An 18,878-nucleotide genomic window follows, 5' to 3' on the forward strand; every position below is an offset into this window, starting at 1 on the left:
ATCAAGCAACAGTAATGTTGTAGTAGAAAAAATGTCAGATAATTGCAGTTTGTTTTTAACCAATAGACCAATATTCTAAATAAGGATATCAAAATGATATTTAATATAGAAGCCTTTGATTTAAACAAAGCCGCAGATAGTGTTTTATTTAATATAAAATCGGATTGCATCGTAGTCGGCATATTGCATGAGAAGACGCTCTCCGGTGTTGCACAAATGCTGAATGTGGCTACCAAAGGACTTATTAGTCGTCTAGTTAAGAGCGGTGACCTTAACGCTAAAGCCGGTTCGACCCTGATGCTGCATGAGGTAGCTGGTGTTAATGCACCGCGTGTACTGCTAGTCAGTCTTGGAAAGCATAATGTTCTAAGTCCAAAAACATTTATCGATGCATCTAGCGCGGCATGGCGCGCTGTATCGGCTACGCGCGCAACTAGTGCGACTTGGATGCTCGCACAGGTGGCTGTTAACAACCGCGATATTAGCTGGAATGTGCGTATAAGCGTGTTAACGCTGCGTGAACTAAACTATCAGTATACACAAACTAAGACTAAAGCAGCAGCTGATGCAGATAATGATAACGCAATAAAGAAAGTGCTTATAGCCGTAGATCACGAATACAATCAGGCGTGTAACACCGCATTAGGTGAGGGTGTTGCGATTGCTAATGGTATAGATTTAACCCGAGAACTAGGTAATCTGCCCAGCAATATCTGCACGCCAACCTACCTGGCTAGTATCGCAAAACAGCTAGAAAATGACTGGCAGTTGAAAGTTGAGGTTCTTGATCAAAAGCAAATTGAGACATTAAAAATGGGGTCGTTTTTGTCGGTCGCTAAAGGTTCAGCGCAGGCACCAAAATTTATTGTGCTGGAGTATCAAGGCACTTCCTCAAATCAGGCGCCGGTGGTGCTCGTCGGAAAGGGCATTACATTTGACTCGGGTGGCATCTCAATCAAACTAAGTGAACACATGGATGAGATGAAGTACGACATGTGTGGTGCTAGCGCTGTCCTTGGCACGTTCCGAGCGATTGTTGAGATGCACCTAAAGCTTAATGTCGTAGGGCTGATACCAACTTGCGAGAATATGCCAAGCGGCAACGCGAATAAACCTGGTGACGTTGTAACTAGCCTATCTGGTCAGACGATTGAAGTTTTAAACACCGACGCAGAGGGGCGGTTAGTCTTGTGCGATGCGCTAACATACGCAGAGCGTTTTAAGCCGGCTGCTGTAATTGATATTGCATCGTTGACTGGCGCCTGCGTGATCGCCCTTGGACACCATAATAGTGGATTATTCTCGAGGAATGATGCATTAGCCAACATGTTACTTACAGCCGGCCTCTATGCGTCTGATCCCGTGTGGCGGTTGCCTTTAGATGAGGAGTACCAGGATCAATTAAAGTCGAATTTTGCGGATATATCTAACACTGGTGGGCGTTCGGCTGGCAGTATAACAGCTGCTTGTTTTCTCTCCCGTTTTGCGCAGGCTTACCCATGGGCGCATCTGGACATTGCTGGAACCGCATGGAAGGGTGGTCGAGAAAAGGGTGCCACCGGACGCCCTGTTCCGCTGCTTACGCAATTCTTGATCGATCGCGCGAAGTGATGCCTCTAAATATCTCGCCGTATAAATGAACCAGTATAGCTGGGACTATTAATGACTCGCGTGGACTTTCATACCTGTCTTCAAAATCCACTGGACTATACCTGCCGGCTGGTGCGCAAGGCTTATCAAGCCGAGCGCCAGCTCATCGTGCTAGGCGAACCCGCTATACTGCACGCTTTAGATAAAAGGCTATGGATATTTTCTCCGCTGGATTTTATCCCACACTGCATGGCTAGTTCGGCACTAGCCGACGAGACACCAGTAGTGCTAACTACTAACTTAGATCAAGCGCCATACTACCCAATCATGATTAATCTAGGAAGAGAAGTGCCACAGCAATTGATGCATTTAGATCGGTTAATCGAGATTATTGGTAATAAGAAGCATGAGCTCGAAGCTGGGCGCAAGCGATACGGTTTCTACCGATCTCGAGGCTATACGTTGAACATGTACAAGAAAACTGAGTAACAGTCGTGCGGTATCGAAATTTGTATTAATAACCGAGGACGAATCGTAATTGACGCTATCATAGTTCTACTATAATTTTATAATTAGATATACTAGTTAGTAAAGTTGCTCCGAAATAGTCTGCAGCTTCTTTAATAGCTACTTAAGTTAGAGATCAATAGCTACTTGCTCTGTTTTACAGAACGGCGTGATCTTTTACCCTGATATAAGAAATATATAAACTTATACTTAGCAGATGTCTTAAATTACCTAAATTCAAAGATTAATCTGGCAAATTTAACTATCTCTCTCATTTTAGTTATTTCTATATCATAGATAAGCATTTGCGTATGACCTAATGTTTTCTATTAGAGGTCAGCGATCTTATTCTGCAGATAAGATATCCGGTGGGGTAAACACTTGTATAAGAGCGACTGTGCTGGAATTTTATATGTCACCGATATTCTGGATGCGCTCGTGTAGAAATAACATAGGCAGCTCAATACATTTATTTTCTATTGCATCCATAGTTGATAGTGTGCTAGTTGTATGAATTTTATTCATAGCACCACTAGAGCCCTCTGTGGCTATCTAATCGGTACTTGCTCCTTTGTCGGCTGAGCTTGTAAGCTCGGCATACTTAGCAAGCACCCCGCGGCTATAGCGGGGTTTAGGCTGAATCCATGCAACGCGTCGTCGTTCCAGCTCGGCCTCATCAACGTTTAATTGAAGTAGCAGCTTACGCGCATCAATAGTAATTGAATCACATTCCTTCACCAGAGCAATCGTGCCGCCCACGAAGGCCTCTGGCGATACGTGGCCAACTACCATACCCCAGGTGCCTCCAGAGAAACGTCCGTCAGTAATCAGCCCAACCGTTTCACCGAGTCCTTTACCGATAAGGGCGGAAGTTGGAGCGAGCATTTCTGGCATACCGGGACCACCCTTAGGGCCTAGATAGCGCAGAACTATGATATCACCAGCCTTTATCCAATCTGATAAAATTGCTTCTAGTGCACTCTGCTCGTCATCAAATACACGGGCTGGCCCTGTGATAATAGGGTTTTTAAGGCCAGTGATCTTCGCGACTGCACCAGACTTAGCTAAATTACCTTTTAGAATCGCTAGGTGCCCCTCACTGTACAGTGCCTTATCGATCGGGAAAATTACTTTCTGATGAGAACAAGGCTTGCTCGGTACGTCTTTTAGTTCCTCTGCGATTGTTTTCCCCGTAATTGTTACACAGTTACCATGTAGAAGATCTGCTTCTAGCAGTATCTTCAGCACTTGTGGAACACCACCTGACCGATGCAGATCAGTAGCTACGTATTGGCCGGATGGTTTTAGATTGCAGATCACCGGCACACGTTTTCGGATACACTCGAAATCATTAATCGTCCACTCAACCTCGGCGGCATACGCGATGGCTAGATAGTGCAGAACCGCATTTGTTGAGCCGCCAGTTGCCATAATGAGCGATATTGCATTCTCAATAGATTCACGCGTGATAATATCGCGCGGTTTCAGGTCGTTTTTGACCGCCTCAACGAGTACGCGCGCCGAATCAGCGGCGGATATAATCTTCTCGTCATCTGGATTAGCCATAGTCGACGAGTATAGAAGAGACATGCCCAGTGCTTCAAACGAGGAGCTCATCGTGTTCGCAGTGTACATGCCGCCGCACGAACCGGTACTTGGACACGCATTACGCTCGACCCCATCAAAGTCCTCCTGCGTCATGCGTCCCGCTGTAAATTCTCCAACTGCCTCAAACGACGATACGATCGTCAAATCCTTGCCTTTCCAGTTACCAGGCTGAATCGTGCCGCCATAGACATAGATGCCCGGCACGTTCATCCGAGCCAATGCCATTATTCCACCGGGCATATTTTTATCGCAACCACCAATAACTACTACGCCATCCATCCACTGCCCCTGTACACAGGTCTCGATACAATCTGATATCACTTCTCGCGACACCAGAGAGTATTTCATACCTTCTGTACCCATTGACATACCATCCGAAATGGTTGGTGTTCCAAACGTCTGTGCATTAGCGCCGGAGTTTGTTATAGCGCCGACTGCTGCATCAGCGAGACGTTGCAAGCCTGCGTTGCATGGCGTGATTGTTGAATGACCGTTGGCAATGCCGATCATTGGCTTATCAAAGTCTTCTTTTTTATATCCAAGCGCGTAATACATTGCGCGATTCGGCGCACGGGCGACACCTTGGGTGATGTTCTTCGAACGACGATTGTATGGCATAGTGGGGAAGCTCCTATTAATTTGGACAACAGCATGCGGCGGCATGAATAAAATGTCCAATATATTTGGTAAAAAATAAAGCTATAAACTTTATCGGTTTCTGATTTCGACGTTCGCATGTCCCGTGATTTGTATCTAATGCATTAGTACCCTTTTATATTCCGTCCAGGATTAACATTAATTATGGTATTTTTAAGAAAGAATTAAAATTTTCAGATTTTTCTAAGCGTCAGTTCCAAATGACAAAGGCAGCTAACGCTATTCGGATTTATAAACTCTATTATCACGATCCAGCTAATTCCACGCCCTCATACGGTTGCACTGTTGTTATATATCTTCCGCTTCCACGCAAGTTTTTTATTCGTTGTCATTATTTCGTCTACACTAGTTTGGCTACTAAAGCCGGTATACGATTAGGCCTGAAATCAAGTGGGCTTAGTTTTCTAACGTTCTATAGATGATTTTCGTAGCATGCCGATGTTTGATTTCTCGACACTATGAGAGGTTTCGATAAAACCAGGGGTATTCTCTCACGAATCAGCTAAGACTCGTCTAAATTTAGACGAGTGCCAGAATTATGTTGATGATGGTATAAGCGCTGCATTGTAGCCAGAAATTATTCATCACAACTTATATAGCATGCCCGTTATCTGCCTAGTGCTTCACGGTGCTACCGGCACTTTTCTAACACCACTTGGTCTAAAACTCCTAGTATGCTAATTCATCCAAATTTTGACCCTATTGCAATTCGATTCGGCGCAGTCGCAGTGCGCTGGTACGGGCTAATGTACCTGATCGCATTTATTACAGCACTTATTTTTAGTCGATTACGATTACAATTTCCACATGTTGCGGCGCAAGATTGGAAATTGCATGACATTAACGATATGCTGTCTTATGGCCTGCTAGGCGCAATCTTCGGCGGCCGATTTGGCTACGTGTTATTTTACAGGCCTGACTTTTACCTTGTCCATCCAGCTGATATCTTTAAGCTTTGGGAAGGTGGGATGTCCTTTCACGGTGGTTTCTTGGGCGTAATGTTTGTAGTGATTGCGTTTGCGTACCAGCGCAACCGCATGTGGCTTCAAGCCACTGATTTTATAGCACCAATAGTTCCAGCTGGACTAGCCGCCGGTCGGTTTGGAAATTTTATTAATGGCGAGCTGTGGGGGAGAGTTACAGTGCCAGATATACCCTGGTCCATGGGATTTCAGGGAGCAATAAATGAAGATCTAATGTGGCTCAAATCTCATCCTATGGAAGCCGTTCAATGGCACTTGCTTGAAGTATTTCAGCGCTATCATATGCTACCGCGCCACCCGTCACAGCTTTACGAGGGTACTTTAGAGGGTGGTGTACTATTTATCGTACTCTGGTTTTTCACACGCAAACAGCGGCCGGTTGGCACTGCCTCTGCAGTCTTTCTGCTTGGCTATGGCATAGTACGTTTTATAGTCGAGTTCACTCGCGAGCCAGATGACTTTCTCGGATTACTTGCTTTCCATCTATCGATGGGACAGTGGCTTTCCCTGCCGATGATTTTTGTCGGCTTACTAATGCTTGTCTCATCTATTTTTAAAAAACATCTAGCAGTCTCCACTTGTGCGGCTGACGCGCACCTGTGATCTTTAGGGAGGGTCTTACGGGAAAGTATATTTAATGTACAGAAAAATAAGTAGTCTATGTTTAACGTTAGTTACTAGTATTAATCTAGATATATTAGCTATTGTAATGATTTTCCGCCTTAATCTCTAGGGCTGAGTTGGAGCTTTCTCATGGAAGACTTAGATGGAATCTCTAGTCAGATTCTTTCTACGTACTTAAGTCACGTAACTTTCGCATAGGCGAGTTTTTAAAGTTATCTGAACGTCTATCTATACTTTCTGGAGTGCATAGTCGGCGCGTTTATTCAGAAAACTGGTCGGGATAATAGCATCTAAGCTTTTCTTCTTATAAGAAGACATAATATACGCGACATCTTCTTTGGATTTAAAATTTTCCTCTGCACTTGGTTATAAAAGACTGGATGATTGGATGGTAGCAAAACTAGCGTGCACTTAAATGCGCATGTGCCCTAATGCCCAATAAAGTCAGTGGCTCTATAGTGATACACGAAGATGCCGTTTATTGTTTTAGCATACATAAAGTTTTACAAATAAACTTAGCCATTTTATTATAGAGCAAGCTTAATAAAGGAATATTGTTACAGGCTAATACCCTTATATTTATAAGGGTAATACACTATGTATAGTGTATTAACTTAATTAACATACCTCCTGTCTATGTATGCGTTTGATGAGAAAATAGCATTGAAACTTTAGATAAAAGTTAGAATCAACGCAACAATAATCTGGGCCAGAAACGATTAAGATCGTGGTGTTTTTAAAAAGTTCTTTTAAAGCCGTACATTATTACGCATTATACTGCGCACCTTGTGGGTGCATAGAAACTCTTCATAACAATATAGAGCTAGGAGTATGATAAACAGGGTGCTTTATTTTACTAAAAAATTTTAGAGAACCAGATAAGAAAGCAAAAAGAATATGTAAGCTGTATGCTTTTTAAGCCGTAGGTTGCACGATATGATACACATCTATGCCTTCGAAAGCGGTGCTACGAGATTATTCTGACGAATCACTATTGCGAGTCGATTGTTTATTTTAGCTATTGTACGCTGGATTTCCTCTGTAGGACACGCTTCACTGTGTCGCATGCTTTTATGCAACTGCAGCAGTTCGGAAGCAATCGACAGCGCGGCCATTACAGCGATTCTCTCATGACCACGCACACTGCTTGTAGCTCGGACCTTATTCATTTCCCGGTCCACTCGCTCAGCCGCTTCACGTAACGCAGGCTCGTTTTCAGGCGAGGTAACCAGTCGATACGATTGGCCGAGTATTGACACTTCGATTTGTTTCGTCGTCATGCCTTTTCTCCTGGGGTGTCTGTTCTAGATATGAGACAGTATGTTATGACCTTGTGATCGTTCTACGTCAGGCGGCGTTTCTGAAAGTCCTGTATGTAATAGTTTCTCCAGGATCGCATTCAGGCGGACCTGAGCATTGATGATCTTTGCGGATAACGCATCACGCTCGCGTTGCACCTGTTCGAGGTGCGCCCGAAGCGCGTCGCGTTGTATGCATATATCTTCGAGTTGCTCTTCTACGGCTAAGTGTGATTGACGATTCCGATTGCTGATCTCAATAAGTAGATCTATGTTCTGGGATAACTTGTGAAGTTCGGTAAGCATTATAGCGTTCTCTTCAGAAGAGGCATTTTAGAGCGCCTCTATCGGCAATCGACACCCTAACCCGTGTTTAATACAACAGTGTGTGTTACTAGTCATTAGCTTCCCACATAGTAATATCTCCATTTATGACACTTGTGGTGCGCATGCAATAGTTTTTCGAGGTATCAACGGTAATATATTAATGTTATACGTAGCCTACGCTGGTTAGCAACTGCGCCCAGTTATTTACGCATGATAGCGGTAATCGCACAATACACTTTAAGCTAGATAGCGAAATTTAAACTATTAGTCCGGCCCAGAAATGTAGGCTTAAAAGAAAACATTAGACTTGGAGAAGGCACTAACCTTCGGTATTAATACATCAGACATGAAACGATAATTTCTCATCGATTGATACACATAAGCTTCGAGTGAAGCATCCGAATGTAAACAATTGGCTTAACGAGACTACATAAGTGCGCTATTAAAGCGTGGCTTTATTCTGCACTAGGGGGGCCCTAATGCCTGCTATTTGTAATAATTTTGAGATCTATCAATAGAACCTAAGTAACCATGTAAAATACGCTCCTGATCATATACAGAATGCTAACTACCCGCTCATTAATCTTTACGAGTAGGCTCGGATTATAGTATGTGTACTTTTTCTGATTTGCATGCTTATAAAGCATACACATAGTGTATTACCTTTACTAAAAGGTAGTATTTCTTAGTGTTTCTGTGCAATCCGCTTTCAGATTATTATGCTTAGCGCACTAAGAGTGCGCGCCAGTATGATAAGTAGATACGATATTCCGAGATGACTGTACCGAGGCACAGGGGTACTACGTTTACTAGCTGAAAATAGTAGTGACAATATTATGTTCAGATTTTCGAGCCGCGGTACAGTGCATGTAGATTTTTTTAAAATCAGTAGCTTCGAAAATTTTATTTATTACTAGACAGTTCAATAAATAACCTACGTCATAATAACATGCTACATCTTAGATTTAAGCATCATACACATATTAGCTCCCGTGCCTCGCTATCCGTCCTCCCTTGAATACACCTCACCTTGCGCTATGCGTGATAGACGGGGCGAAGTATAAAATCGGGGGGGAACTAATAGATTGCTATGGACGATTAAATTTCTATGTTATCAATAAGCCGAGCTGCTCTAAGATGTGATGCAATAAGCCCAATAAGGGGGGTTTGTTACTCTTTATAAGCTGTAGCCGGCACAGATTGACGCGTTTAGAATAGCAATATAGGCAGGTTACCAGCCACTCTTGATCAAAGTCTTAAATGCTGTAAGCTCGAGCTTAGAAAAATCTCCGTGACCCGTAAGAACATTATCGCGCATGTGTTGTAGTATGAGATTCAGGTTTGGCGCTTCAGAACGCTCTAATGATATTAGATACACATCACATTATGCGACGATAGAACAAGCCCTTTTGTGTTGCGCACAGTTTCAGCAGAAAATACTATGACACGCAGCCGAACGCATGATATTAGTTTTATTACAATTGAAGAGAAGCTGCAGAAGAATCCTAGCCGAAACTTACCATCGAGGGTATGGCATAGATCATGTAGTGGGTGTATTTGATATACTAGGGGACAGGGGTACATATCCTACTCAGTCAGTAAAAAAAGTAAAAAATATTTTCTCGCCGTAACTTTCGATAAGAGATAAGAATATAAGAGATCAACTTTTTGAAATGTGATTCAATTATAAATTGAGACTGACGTGTAAGTAATCGAAGCTGTGGGGTTGCGTAATATGATGTGAGTACGCAGTATAAACAACCATAGAAAATATCATAGTTGCTTAGAACCATGATATCTGTATAAAGCACGCAATTCATCGAATGGGATAAAGTCTAGATTGCATGAGATGTAGCCGGCTCTAACGGGCTATTGGGCTATTTTAAACAGTATGTATCTATAATTCACCTGCCCGCTGACGCGATTAATCGCGTACTTTTAAACATGCCAAACCTTATTTCTTATGGCGCCAGGTTCTTAACTATTATGATTAGCTTCTCGATTAATTCTTTTAAGTGTATGTTACTTTGTATTCTTAAGAATATTTGTGCGGTTCACCACGCCCACGTCTAGCATCAGTTGTATTAGATTCTTCTATAGCTTTACAGTAAACGATGCGCGCATTGCGCAGTTGATCCTTGTAAAATTATTAATCGCGATAAAAGTCGCATTACTTTCTACTATGTGGATATAGCAAATAACTTGCTTGTTCTCGTTACGATGGTAACTGTAGTCTTGTTTGCCTATGTTGACTGTTGATTAATAGAAAGAAGCGTATCAATTTGCCCCTGGTTCACACGCTGCATTAGATTCTGGTATGGCCGAATCGGCTTCATTGATGACAAAGACACAGTGATGTCAGACCATTTGAGCGGTTCAATAGAGAGAAATGTCTCAACCGATTCAGCAAGTTTTGGTAACACAGGTTTGAGTGCTAGCGTGAGTAACCGGAATCCCTCAAGACTAATGCTACACGTCTTATGTAACGCTGCTGAATTATTAGGATCTTTAGCTTGTATCCAAGGTTTAGCCTCATCTATGTATACGTTAATAGCATCCGCTAACACCATTACCTGACGAAGTGCGTGGCTATATTCTCGACTTTCGTAATGCGCTGCAATCGTTGGGAGCGCAACGCGTAACTGAACTAAAAGTTGATGGTTCATTGCACTATCTAGCACGCATGCATTAAACCTCTTAACCAAGAAAGAGGCGGTACGGCTCGCAATATTTACGTATTTGCCAAGCAAGTCACTATTAACGCGCGCTTGGAAGTCATCGAAGTTCAGATCGATGTCCTCCATCGTGCTGTTGAGCTTCGTAGCGAAGTAGTATCGCAGCCATTGCGGGTCTAACCCGGTTGTGATATAGCTGTTCGTATTGATGAAAGTGCCACGTGACTTAGACATTTTCTTACCGTCTACAGTCAAGAAGCCATGCGCAAAGATATTCGTCGGTGTGCGGTAGCCTGAAAATTTCAGCATAGCAAGCCAGAATAGCGTATGAAAATATAGAATATCCTTACCGATGAAGTGATATTGCTCAGTGGTCGATCCAGGGCGAACCCATTCATCAAAATCTAGGCCGCGTTGATCACATAGATTTTTAAAACTTGCATAGTAGCCGACCGGCGCGTCAAGCCATACGTAGAAGTACTTACCAGCCGCACCTGGTATTTCGAAGCCAAAGTATGGTGCATCACGCGAGATATCCCAGTCTGAAAGCTTTGTATTATCATCCTCGCCTAGCCACTCACGCATCTTATTAGTGGCCTCCCGTTGTGCCAGCCGTCTAACCCAGCCGCGTAGAAAAGTTTCGCAGCGTGGGTCAGACAGCTTAAAAAAATAGTGTGTCGATGCTTTTTTAACTGGTGTGACACCTGATAATACTGAATACGGTTTAACTAGTTCAGTTGTCTGATATGTTGATCCACATACCTCGCAATTGTCGCCATACTGGTCTTTCGCATTGCATCTCGGGCAATTTCCCTTGATAAAGCGGTCCGGTAGAAACATTTTCTTAGTTGGATCATACGCTTGCTCAATATCACGCACCGCGATCAATCCGCAAGAATGGAGTGAGTTGAAGATACTCTCGGACAACACTCGGTTTTCATCCGAGTCCGTCGAATAGTAGTTGTCGAATGAGATACCAAAATAATCAAAATCGCGCTTATGTTCATGCCAGACACGCTGGATTAATTGACGTGGATTAATCCCCTCAAGCTGAGCGCGTAGCATAATTGGTGTGCCGTGTGTATCGTCCGCACAGACATAGTACACTTCATGACCATGCATTCGCATTGTGCGTACCCAGATATCTGTCTGGATATATTCAACAAGATGGCCAATATGAATCGGGCCGTTTGCGTACGGTAGTGCGGATGTAACAAGCATACGACGCGGCATTCTAGCTAGGACAGAAGATGACATAATTTGACAAAAACGGGGTGGAGTACCGATTTTAGTGGGTATGATTCTGATAACAGACTTGCGCTAGCGGATGGGCAAAGTGCGTCCGTTATTATGTAAGGATTAAATCTTAAATTTAAACCTAAGATCAACCCTTTTTAAGGAAAGCATCGCAATAGTTTCTAATTGCCTATAGACGAAAATTTAATTAATAGCAGTTAGATTGGCTCTAAATATCGTTCTGGACGACAAATTGGTAAGCTGCAATTATCGTTATACATGATGAAGCTGTTAGGATACCCGGCACTGTAGTAGTCCTAAAAGTTTATTTGAATCGCCGCTAGTAATACCTACTTACTAACGTCTAAACAGCACCCGATTTTACTAGGGCTAAAACAGACCATTGCAATAGAGGGGAAAAGGGGAAATTAAGTGACGCGTACAGCTACTAACTAGAGCATTGTTTACAGGTTACATCGAAGAATCGAAGTATTGTTTTCTAACAAATACACCTATAGCGCGACAGTAACATACCCCTACAATACTAGTATTGTAGCTAGATGATAACTATAGCGCGTAGCACGAAAATCTGGATAGCGATACTACATAATAATTTGAAATACTCACTTTGGTCGGCCCGAACACAGCTCTGTGCTCAAGGCCTAAAGAAGATGTTTAGTGTTCGTTAATATACCTATAAATAATGAGGAAACGATGATAATCGATAGGGCTCAGGTTGATGCTGTTCTGAGCAGCGTTATCGACCCGAACACAGGAAAGCCGGTAACAGTGGGTAAAGGGGTGTGCAATGTTGAGATTGACGGAGATACCATATCAATCAAGATTGTGTTGGGCTATCCAGCCCAAAGCCAGTACTCTTCAATTATAGCACATGTCGAACAAGCTCTGCGTGCTGTACAGGGAGTGGCACACCTACGTGTAGAGGTATCCCATCAAATTAGAGCGCATGTAGTACAAAGTGGCCTACATTTGCTACCAAATGTGCGTAATATTATCGCAGTCGCCTCAGGAAAAGGCGGGGTCGGCAAGAGCACAACGGCCGCAAACCTCGCGCTTGCGCTAACCGATGAAGGTGCGTCTGTTGGAATACTAGATGCAGATATCTATGGTCCGTCTCAGCCAGCAATACTCGGTATTGTCGGTCGTCCAGTATCCGAGGATGGAAAGACAATGATTCCACTCGAAGGCCATGGTGTACAGACTAATTCAATTGGATTCCTAGTTGAACAGGATCAACCGATAATGTGGCGCGGCCCTATGGCTACGTCTGCCCTAGAACAGTTGCTACGGCAGACAAATTGGCGCGACCTAGACTATTTAATTATTGATATGCCACCTGGTACCGGTGATATCCAGATCACGCTATCGAAACGGATTCCGCTAACCGGTGCGGTGATCGTTACAACACCGCAGGACATTGCTTTAATAGATGCACGAAGAAGCCTAAAAATGTTTACAAATATTGGCGTGCCTGTCTTAGGTATTATTGAAAATATGAGTGCCTATATCTGCTCACAGTGCGGTTATGCCGAATCAATATTCGGTGACGGCGGGGGGAAGCGTCTCTGTGAGCAGTATAGTGTTCCGTTTCTAGGCAGCCTTCCGCTAGATCTTAATATCCGAGAGCATGCCGACGCAGGGTATCCTACCGTAGTCTCTGATCCGCATGGCCGTATTTCTAATCTATATCGCGATATTGCTCGACAGATTGCAATACGGATTGAGGCGCTATCGCGTGATATGAGTTCTAAATTCCCGGCCATTATAGTTCAGAACACTTGATGTGCTTTTATCGCATGCTTATCCCATTAAGGAGCATCCTTAATAAATGTGTTATATGCAATATTATTGCCGTTTGTTTGTATCCTAAAATTTAATAGAACTGCGACGGAGATAAAATTTTTTGAACACTGCAATCGTCGTTTATAACTAGAGATATTCTAGTTAGTTGTTTATGTATCAATTTTCAAAAATTACTAAAACGCGTCAATATCTAGATCGCATATTTTGCTTACTATACAGTATGCTCACATTGAGTGATCATACTAAGAAAATTCGAATAAGCTATAGCCCAAATGCTACTGGATGGCGATCATGTTCTCTAGATCTATAAACGCTGAAGTTATAATGTCATCTTCCATAGGAAGAGAGTTAGCTCTAAGGGGGCATCTTATAAGTTATGGAGGTATCATCTCGAGGTCGATCTGGAGACCTGCATATAGAAAAGAATAGCATTGCATCCGAATTCATAGGTATGTTTCTGCGACGTAATGTAGGCCTATATTTAGGCTGCAGCATTATTGAAAATAATGTTCAAGGAAGAGAAAGCAATGCAGCTCTAAACTCTATCCAATCTTTTAACCCGCGGCCTTGCCGCCTTTCAATTGTATATATGACGATTAAATCGGACAGATGGATCCGGCGCAGGGTTGAGCAATACAGCATGATCGAGCCATTCGTGCCAAATCAGGTATGCATTGCCTTAGATGGTCATAAGATCGTCAGTTACGGCACGTCGAGCTATGGCTACGACGTCCGATGTGCAAATGAATTCAAAATATTTACTAATATCAATTCAACTATCGTTGATCCGAAAAACTTCGACGAGAAATCTTTTATTGATTTTAATGGAGACGTGTGCATTATCCCACCAAACTCATTTGCCCTGGCACGCACTGTCGAATACTTCCGCATCCCACGCAACGTGCTGACTGTATGCCTTGGAAAATCTACATATGCCCGCTGCGGGATTATTGTTAACGTTACACCTTTCGAGCCAGAATGGGAGGGGCACGTAACACTTGAGTTCTCAAATACGACGCCACTACCAGCGAAGATCTATGCTAACGAAGGTGTCGCGCAAGTTCTATTTTTTGAGAGTGATGAGGTTTGTGAGATTTCCTATGCGGACCGTGGCGGAAAATATCAGGGCCAATATAGCGTTACACCACCCAAAATTTAAATTTTCCTGCAGCGTTATACTACACATGCGAAGCATATTCTGCCGATATATTACTTACTTTCGCTGTATTTTTGAATAAAAGAGTGCTGTAGCTTGTTTTTGGAAAATTACGTCAATGAAGTTTCGCTATCCTGTCGTTATTATCGATGAGGATTTTCGATCGGAAAATATCTCTGGTTCAGGTATTCGCGCACTGGCCGAGGCGATAGAGCGCGAAGGGGTCGAGGTTCTTGGCTTAACGAGCTACGGTGATCTAACCTCATTTGCGCAGCAATCCAGTCGTGCATCTTGCTTTATATTATCAATCGATGATGATGAGATAGCACTAGTTGATGAAGTCGCCGTGATGCACGACCAGGTGCACGATCTTGCCCATGCGATCTTGGCATTGCGCGCGTTTGTTTCGGAGGTGCGGCGTCGCAATGCTGATATTCCGATTTTTTTGTACGGCGAAACGCGCACTTCGCGTCACATCCCAAACGGTATACTGCGAGAATTACACGGTTTTATTCATATGTTTGAGGATACGCCTGAGTTTGTTGCTCGGCATATCATTCGAGAGGCAAGGGTATACTTAGATTCGTTAGCACCTCCCTTCTTCAAGGAGTTAGTCAAGTATGCTGACGAAGGCTCTTATTCATGGCACTGCCCGGGCCATTCCGGGGGTGTAGCATTTTTAAAGAGTCCGCTAGGACAGATGTTTCATCAGTTTTTTGGCGAAAATATGCTGCGTGCAGACGTATGCAATGCTGTAGACGAGCTCGGTCAACTGTTAGACCATACTGGTCCGGTAGCTGCATCCGAGCGCAACGCAGCGCGTATCTTTAGCGCAGATCACCTATTCTTCGTAACTAACGGCACATCTACGTCTAATAAGATTGTCTGGCATGCTACTGTCGCGCCTGGTGATATCGTAGTGGTAGATCGTAACTGCCATAAGTCGATCTTGCATGCGATCACGATGACTGGTTCGATCCCGGTTTTCCTGATGCCTACTCGTAACCATTACGGTATTATCGGTCCGATCCCGCGCGATGAGTTCCGACCAGAGAATATCCGTCGTAAAATCGATTCGAATCCGTTCGCGCGTGAGGCAATCAAGAACAATCCAAAACTAAAACCACGAATTCTGACGATCACGCAAAGCACCTACGATGGTGTAGTTTACAACGTCGAAATGATCAAAGCTTTGCTTGGCGATACGATTGATACGCTACATTTTGATGAGGCTTGGCTGCCGCACGCTGAGTTCCACTCGTTTTATCAGGATATGCATGCGATTGGACAGAACGCTCGCTGGACCGACGCACTAGTATTCGCAACTCATTCGACGCATAAGTTATTAGCTGGTATCTCGCAGGCATCTCAGATTTTAGTACAAGATTCACGGCTACCGCGCTTTGACCGGCATCATTTTAATGAAGCGTACCTGATGCATACATCGACTAGCCCACAGTACGCAATTATTGCGTCATGCGATGTAGCTGCGGCGATGATGGAGCCGCCTGGCGGCACCGCGCTTGTCGAGGAGTCAATTGCTGAAGCACTTGATTTCCGTCGTGCAATGCGTAAGGTTGATGCCGAATATGGAGACGATTGGTTCTTCAAGGTATGGGGGCCAGACCGTCTTGTGACAGAAGGCATTGGTTCTCGCGAAGAATGGATGTTGCCGCCAAACGACCGTTGGCATGGTTTTGGTAATCTAGCTGAAGGTTTCAACATGCTAGATCCAATCAAGGCAACAATCATAACCCCTGGGTTAGATGTGGAGGGCGCGTTTGGTGAGGTAGGCATTCCAGCTGCAATCGTTACCCGCTATCTCGCAGAACACGGCATCATTGTTGAAAAGACCGGACTATACTCGTTCTTCATTATGTTCACGATTGGTATTACGAAGGGCCGATGGAACTCGATGGTTACTGAATGTCAGCAGTTCAAAGACGACTATGATCGAAATCATCCGCTATGGCGTGTGCTTCCAGAATTCGTAGTGCAGCATCCGATGTACGAGCGCGTAGGACTACGTGATTTGTGTCAGAGAATTCATAGCGTGTACCGCGAAAATGATATTGCGCGACTGACTACCGAAATGTACTTATCTAATATGGAACCAGCGATGCGTCCGACTGACGCGTTCTCAAAGATTGCACATCGAGAAATTGATCGTGTTCCAATCAACAGCCTAGAGGGACGAGTCACTAGCATCCTGCTAACACCCTATCCTCCCGGCATTCCGTTACTAATTCCTGGCGAGCGATTTAATAAAACCATCGTACGCTACCTAATCTTTGCACGTGAATTCAATATGCAGTTTCCTGGTTTTTATACTGATATCCATGGATTAGTTACCGAAGTAGTTGATGGTAAGGTTGAATACTTCGTAGATTGCGTTCGACTCTGACCTAGTACGTTATCTATTACAGTAGCTGAGTGATTAATTAACACACAATAACTATAGAATTTTTGTGCTCTAAAAAGAGGGGCAATAGCTTAATGAGTGAGTAGGTAGTCTTATTGCTATAATTTGATAGTCAGTTAATATTACAGAGATAATTTAGTACGGGCTGCTATTATAGCGGCCCGTACTTGTTCGGGTGCTGTTCCGCCAGCGTGGTTTCGGCTGGCGACCGACCCTTCTAGAGTTAGGCAATTAAATACATCATCACCTAGCAAAGATGCGACTTCCGGTAATATCGCTCGAAGCTTCCCAAGATTCAGATCTAATAAATCATGGCCTCTGTCTACGCAGATGCGTACCACATGCGCCACAGCTTCGTGCGCGTCTCGAAACGGTAAGCCTCGCTTGACAAGATAATCAGCTAGGTCGGTAGCAGTTGAAAATCCTTGCGATGCTGCAGCCCGCATTGTATCTGAATTGACTGTGATTCCAGAGGTCATTTCAGTAAAGATACGCAGCGTGTCGACTACTGTATCAACGGTGTCAATCAGCGGCTCTTTGTCTTCTTGATTATCTTTATTATACGCAAGCGGTTGTCCCTTCATTAGCGTGAGTAAAGCAACTAGATGACCGTTTACGCGGCCAGTCTTGCCGCGTGCAAGCTCAGGCACGTCAGGATTTTTTTTCTGAGGCATAATAGACGAACCGGTACAAAAACGGTCAGCTAAATCGATAAAACTAACCCCTGGGCTCATCCATAGCACAAGCTCTTCAGACAGCCGAGAGAAGTGGGTCATAATCAGCGCCGAAGCCGCTGTAAATTCAATTGCGAAGTCTCGATCTGAGACTGCATCCAGTGAATTCGCACAGATACCATCAAAGCCTAATATTTTAGCGACTTGCCTTCGGTCAATTGGGTAACTAGTACCAGCAAGTGCTGCAGCACCAAGCGGTAATTGATTGACTCGCTTTCGGCAATCTAACATCCGCTCAGTGTCGCGTGTAAACATTTCTACGTATGCTAAAAGATGGTGGCCGAATGTCACTGGTTGCGCGACCTGCAGATGCGTAAATCCCGGCAGAATCGTGTCTGAATTCCGTTCCGCTAGGTCAAGTAGCACACCTCGAAAACTCTTAAGTAGAGCGATAATCCGGTCGATTTCTACCCGGAGCCAGAGCCGAATGTCGGTAGCAACTTGGTCGTTGCGCGACCGCCCGGTATGTAACTTTTTGCCTGCATCACCAATCAATGCGGTTAGTCTAGCTTCAATGTTTAGGTGGACGTCTTCGAGATCGATTTGCCATTCGAATTCGTCGCGTATAATCTCGCTGCGAATTTGCTCCATGCCTCTTTGAATTGCTGCATCGTCATCTTTGCTAATAATCTGTTGCGCGCTGAGCATAGCTGAGTGAGCGAGCGAACCCTCGATATCGATAAGTGCAAGCCGTTTATCGAAAAACACAGATGAAGTATAGCGCTTGACGAGATCAGACATTGGCTCAGAAAAACGCGCAGACCAAATTTCGCCTTTTTTGTGCAATTGGGAAGTCATGAGAGGATTACACAATAGTGGTAGGATGCAGCTTACCGCACTATGTGCGGCAAAACCATCATTATAGCATTGTGGCACGATAGTGCTGACGTAATACAAATAAGCATCACGAATTTTATATCGGAGTATTAGATTAATTAGATTATTAAGAGAGTATCTAATCAAGCCAACGCACGCTTAATTTCTAGATCTGGATGATCGGACTTTCAGCAGCCTACCCCGTTCGAAAATATATTCTTATAATAGTCAAAAGATCTAAGAACGTCGTATTATAGATACCTATGCCGCGCCGTTTGACCCGGGCATTCTGATGCGCGATCAATCCCTTTTACTAGGGGAAGAGTATCAGCTACTAAGCAGGGGGCAAAATTCAGACTTTATGAGACGCCTAGTGTAATCGCTACATACGTAACCTCAACGCGGTAATACTCGGGCTCGT

General features: G+C 43.9%; 10 protein-coding genes and 1 pseudogene. 6 read left to right on the forward strand and 5 right to left on the reverse strand.

What is annotated here, in order from left to right; translation table 11 throughout:
- Nucleotides 1–93: 93 nt before the first annotated feature.
- A complete protein-coding gene (locus K0T93_RS01005) occupies nt 94–1,611 on the forward strand; it encodes a leucyl aminopeptidase (RefSeq protein WP_225721555.1) in 1,518 nt (505 codons plus the stop codon).
- Between the two features lie 51 nt (nt 1,612–1,662).
- On the forward strand, nt 1,663–2,079 hold the full coding sequence (locus K0T93_RS01010) for a DNA polymerase III subunit chi (RefSeq protein ID WP_225721556.1): 417 nt from the start codon (nt 1,663–1,665) through the stop codon (nt 2,077–2,079).
- 570 nt (nt 2,080–2,649) lie between these two features.
- On the opposite strand, the gene ilvD is transcribed toward K0T93_RS01010, so the two are convergent.
- On the reverse strand, nt 2,650–4,323 hold the full coding sequence (gene ilvD, locus K0T93_RS01015; protein ID WP_225721557.1) for a dihydroxy-acid dehydratase: 1,674 nt from the start codon (nt 4,321–4,323) through the stop codon (nt 2,650–2,652).
- Nucleotides 4,324–5,036: 713 nt separating this feature from the next.
- Here ilvD and lgt point away from each other — a divergent pair.
- Nucleotides 5,037–5,948, forward strand: coding sequence for a prolipoprotein diacylglyceryl transferase (gene lgt / locus K0T93_RS01020; protein WP_225721558.1), 912 nt, complete (start codon nt 5,037–5,039; stop codon nt 5,946–5,948).
- A 968-nt stretch (nt 5,949–6,916) separates the two neighbouring features.
- Here lgt and K0T93_RS01025 read toward each other — a convergent pair.
- The 3 genes and pseudogenes from K0T93_RS01025 to metG all read right to left on the reverse strand — a co-directional run.
- Complete coding sequence (locus K0T93_RS01025) at nt 6,917–7,249, reverse strand: cell division protein ZapA (RefSeq protein ID WP_225721559.1); 333 nt, start codon at nt 7,247–7,249, stop codon at nt 6,917–6,919.
- 24 nt (nt 7,250–7,273) lie between these two features.
- On the reverse strand, nt 7,274–7,573 hold the full coding sequence (locus tag K0T93_RS01030; protein WP_225721560.1) for an ATPase: 300 nt from the start codon (nt 7,571–7,573) through the stop codon (nt 7,274–7,276).
- Nucleotides 7,574–9,558: 1,985 nt separating this feature from the next.
- Nucleotides 9,559–11,582, reverse strand: a pseudogene (gene metG / locus K0T93_RS01035) (methionine--tRNA ligase); the annotation flags it as partial.
- A 637-nt stretch (nt 11,583–12,219) separates the two neighbouring features.
- On the opposite strand from metG, the gene apbC reads away from it, so the two are divergent.
- From apbC to K0T93_RS01050, 3 genes are all read left to right on the forward strand, one after another.
- Complete coding sequence (gene apbC / locus K0T93_RS01040; protein ID WP_225721561.1) at nt 12,220–13,308, forward strand: iron-sulfur cluster carrier protein ApbC; 1,089 nt, start codon at nt 12,220–12,222, stop codon at nt 13,306–13,308.
- Nucleotides 13,309–13,918: 610 nt separating this feature from the next.
- Nucleotides 13,919–14,488, forward strand: a complete 570-nt coding sequence (gene dcd, locus K0T93_RS01045) for a dCTP deaminase (protein WP_225721751.1) — start codon at nt 13,919–13,921, stop codon at nt 14,486–14,488.
- Nucleotides 14,489–14,603: 115 nt separating this feature from the next.
- Nucleotides 14,604–16,889: an arginine/lysine/ornithine decarboxylase gene (locus tag K0T93_RS01050; RefSeq protein WP_225721562.1), complete on the forward strand. Its 2,286-nt coding sequence runs from the start codon at nt 14,604–14,606 to the stop codon at nt 16,887–16,889.
- 140 nt (nt 16,890–17,029) lie between these two features.
- Here the strand turns inward: K0T93_RS01050 and argH are convergent, their stop codons facing one another.
- Nucleotides 17,030–18,439 (reverse strand): argininosuccinate lyase, encoded by a 1,410-nt coding sequence (gene argH, locus K0T93_RS01055; RefSeq protein ID WP_225721563.1) that lies wholly within the window; start codon nt 18,437–18,439, stop codon nt 17,030–17,032.
- Nucleotides 18,440–18,878 lie beyond the last annotated feature (439 nt).

The organism is Candidatus Vallotiella sp. (ex Adelges kitamiensis) (assembly GCF_020342435.1).
In the GTDB taxonomy this organism is placed as follows: Bacteria; Pseudomonadota; Gammaproteobacteria; order Burkholderiales; family Burkholderiaceae; genus Mycetohabitans.